Consider the following 3,867-nt stretch of genomic DNA (forward strand, 5'->3'; position numbering starts at 1 on the left):
TGCCACCGTGGCGCATTGACGCCTCGGCTTGGGCGAGTCCATCCAATTACAGGTCGAGGTGAGCCCTGACGGGGTAGCATCATCTGACCCGGTACTAAGGAACTAGCAATCTCAGCACTGCGGGCAATTGTTCCAAGGGCGGCGGCGCCCAAGAATCTGCACCAGACCGGGAAAATTTCCCGGGTATAACAAAAACCGCAGAGGTAGCCGTCATGACCCAACCCGCACGTCGCCAACCCTTCGTCTTGAGTGTGCTGCTCAGTGCCATGCTGTTGTCTGGCTCGGCATTGGCCGGCGTCACTGATCAAGACATCCTCCAGGACCCCAAGAACCCGGAGCAGATCGTCACCAACGGTCTGGGCGTCCAGGGTCAACGATACAGTCCGCTGGACACCCTCAACGTCAACAACGTGAAGGACTTGCGGCCGGTCTGGGCGTTCTCCTTCGGCGGTGAAAAACAACGCGGTCAGCAAGCACAGCCGATGATCAAGGACGGCGTCATGTACCTGACCGGTTCCTATTCGCGGGTGTTTGCGGTGGATGCGCGCACTGGCAAAAAACTCTGGCAATACGATGCGCGCCTGCCCGATGACATCCGTCCCTGCTGCGACGTGATCAACCGTGGTGTTGCGCTGTACGGCGACCTGGTGTTCTTCGGCACCCTCGACGCCAAGCTCGTGGCCCTGAACAAGGACACCGGCAAAGTCGTCTGGAGCAAGAAAGTCGCCGACCACAAGGAAGGCTATTCGATCAGCGCCGCGCCGTTGGTGATCAACGGCAAACTGATCACCGGCGTGGCCGGTGGCGAGTTCGGGGTGGTCGGCAAAATCGAAGCCTACGACCCGAAAAACGGCGACCTTCTGTGGACCCGGCCCACTGTCGAAGGCCACATGGGCTACACCTACAAGGATGGCAAAGCGGTAGAGAACGGCATCTCCGGCGGCGAAGCCGGCAAGACCTGGCCTGGCGATCTCTGGAAAACCGGCGGCGCGGCGCCTTGGCTTGGCGGTTACTACGACCCGGAAACCAATCTGCTGCTGTTCGGCACCGGCAACCCGGCGCCGTGGAATTCGCACCTGCGTCCTGGCGACAACCTCTACTCGTCGTCGCGTCTGGCGCTGAACCCGGATGACGGCACCATCAAGTGGCACTTCCAAAGCACCCCTCACGACGGCTGGGACTATGACGGCGTGAACGAGCTGGTCTCGTTCAACTACACCGAAGGCGGCAAAGAGATCAAAGCCGCCGCCACCGCTGACCGCAACGGTTTCTTCTACGTGCTGGACCGCACCAACGGCAAGTTCATTCGCGGCTTCCCGTTCGTGGACAAAATCACCTGGGCCACCGGCCTGGATAAAGAGGGCCGGCCGATCTACAACGAAGCCAGCCGACCTGGCGCACCGGGTACCGAAGCCAAGGGCAGTTCGGTGTTCGTAGCCCCGGCATTCCTCGGCGCGAAAAACTGGATGCCGATGGCCTACAACAAGGACACCGGGCTGTTCTACGTACCGTCCAACGAGTGGGGCATGGACATCTGGAACGAAGGCATCGCCTACAAAAAAGGCGCGGCGTTCCTCGGTGCCGGTTTCACCATCAAACCGTTGAATGAAGACTACATCGGCGTGCTGCGCGCCATCGACCCGAAAACCGGCAAGGAAGTCTGGCGCCACAAGAACTTCGCACCGCTGTGGGGCGGCGTGCTGACCACCAAAGGCAACCTGGTGTTCACCGGTACGCCGGAAGGTTTCCTGCAGGCATTCAACGCCAAGACCGGCGAGAAAGTCTGGGAATTCCAGACTGGCTCCGGCGTACTCGGCTCGCCTGTGACTTGGGAAATGGACGGCGAACAGTACGTCTCGGTGCTGTCCGGTTGGGGGGGTGCTGTTCCGCTGTGGGGCGGCGAAGTGGCCAAGCGCATCAAGGACTTCAACCAGGGCGGCATGCTCTGGACCTTCAAGTTGCCGAAAGACCTGGTTGCCAAACACTGATCAGAGCAAACCTGTATCCCTGTAGGAGCGAAGCTTGCTCGCGAAGAATGCGCCGCGGTCTGACTGGATGACCGCAGTGCCCCGATCGCGGGCAAGCCTCGCTCCTACGACCAAATAACGAGAGTCCCCCTGCCAACGGCGCATTCGTCTGACGCGCGGGGCTCTCTACTATCGGTTCATCGCCTGTTTGCCCGACAGGCATCGACCCAGACAGAGGCCCACTATGATCTACGCACAACCTGGAACACCCGGCGCCGTCGTTACGTTCAAAGCGCGCTACGGCAACTTCATCGGCGGTGAGTTCGTCGCCCCGGTCAATGGCGAATATTTCATCAACACCTCGCCGGTCAATGGTGAAGTGATTGCCGAGTTCCCTCGGTCCAGCGCCGCCGACATCGAAAAAGCCCTCGATGCCGCCCATGCCGCCGCCGATGCCTGGGGCAAAACTTCGGCGCAGGACCGCTCCCTGGTGCTGCTGAAAATTGCCGACCGCATCGAGCAGAATTTGGAAATCCTCGCCGTCAGCGAAACCTGGGACAACGGCAAGGCCGTGCGCGAGACCTTGAACGCCGACGTGCCGCTGGCCGCCGACCATTTCCGTTACTTCGCCGGGTGCATCCGCGCTCAAGAGGGCGGTGCCGCCGAGATCAATGAGTTGACGACGGCCTATCACTTCCACGAGCCATTGGGCGTGGTCGGGCAGATCATTCCGTGGAACTTCCCGCTGCTGATGGCCGCGTGGAAACTCGCCCCGGCCCTGGCCGCCGGCAACTGCGTGGTCCTCAAACCCGCCGAGCAGACGCCGCTGTCGATCATGGTCTTCGCCGAACTGATCGCCGATTTGCTGCCGGCCGGTGTGCTGAACATCGTCCAGGGGTGCGGTCGCGAAGCGGGTGAGGCGCTGGCCACCAGCAAGCGCATCGCCAAGATCGCCTTCACCGGTTCCACCCCGATAGGCGCGCACATCATGCATTGCGCCGCCGAGAACATCATTCCAAGCACCGTGGAGCTGGGTGGCAAATCACCGAACATCTTCTTCGAAGACATCATGAACGCCGAACCGCAGTTCATCGAGAAAGCCGCCGAAGGTCTGGTGCTGGCGTTCTTCAACCAGGGCGAAGTCTGCACCTGTCCGTCCCGGGCGCTGGTGCAGGAATCGATCTACGAGCCGTTCATGGCCGAGGTGATGAAGAAGATCGTCAAGATCAAGCGCGGCGACCCGCTGGACACCGAAACCATGGTCGGCGCCCAGGCGTCCGAGCAGCAATACGACAAGATCCTCTCGTACCTGAAAATTGCTCAGGAGGAGGGCGCCGAATTGCTCACCGGCGGCGCGGCCGAGCGCCTCGAAGGCGACCTGTCCAGCGGCTATTACATCCAGCCGACCCTGCTCAAGGGCCACAACAAAATGCGCGTGTTCCAGGAAGAAATCTTCGGCCCGGTGGTGGGTATTACCACCTTCAAGGACGAAGCCGAAGCCCTGGCGATTGCCAACGACAGCGAGTTCGGCCTCGGCGCCGGTCTGTGGACCCGCGACATCAACCGCGCCTACCGCATGGGCCGGGCGATAAAGGCCGGGCGTGTCTGGACCAACTGCTACCACCTGTACCCGGCCCACGCCGCGTTCGGTGGCTACAAGAAATCCGGTGTCGGCCGTGAAAACCACAAGATGATGCTCGACCACTATCAGCAGACCAAAAACCTGCTGGTGAGCTACGACATCAATCCGATGGGGTTCTTCTGATTCGACACGAGACCGTGTAACGGCCTTCGCGGGCAAGCCTCGCTCCTACAAGATTTCGTCGAACGCAGATATGGCGCACGACACAAAACCTGTAGATACTCTGTTCACGGTCAAGCTTTCGCGAGATGTTTTTCG

The 3,867-nt window shown here is 60.8% G+C and carries 2 protein-coding genes; both read left to right on the plus strand.

Annotated features, from left to right (window positions below; genetic code table 11):
- Nucleotides 1-212 precede the first annotated feature (212 nt).
- Nucleotides 213-1,988: a PQQ-dependent methanol/ethanol family dehydrogenase gene (locus QK293_RS27300; protein WP_282383421.1), complete on the plus strand. Its 1,776-nt coding sequence runs from the start codon at nt 213-215 to the stop codon at nt 1,986-1,988.
- Between the two features lie 223 nt (nt 1,989-2,211).
- Nucleotides 2,212-3,732: an aldehyde dehydrogenase family protein gene (locus QK293_RS27305; protein ID WP_282383423.1), complete on the plus strand. Its 1,521-nt coding sequence runs from the start codon at nt 2,212-2,214 to the stop codon at nt 3,730-3,732.
- The last annotated feature ends 135 nt before the right edge of the window (nt 3,733-3,867 follow it).

It is taken from the genome of Pseudomonas sp. AL03 (genome assembly GCF_029960815.1).
In the GTDB taxonomy this organism is placed as follows: domain Bacteria; phylum Pseudomonadota; class Gammaproteobacteria; order Pseudomonadales; family Pseudomonadaceae; genus Aquipseudomonas.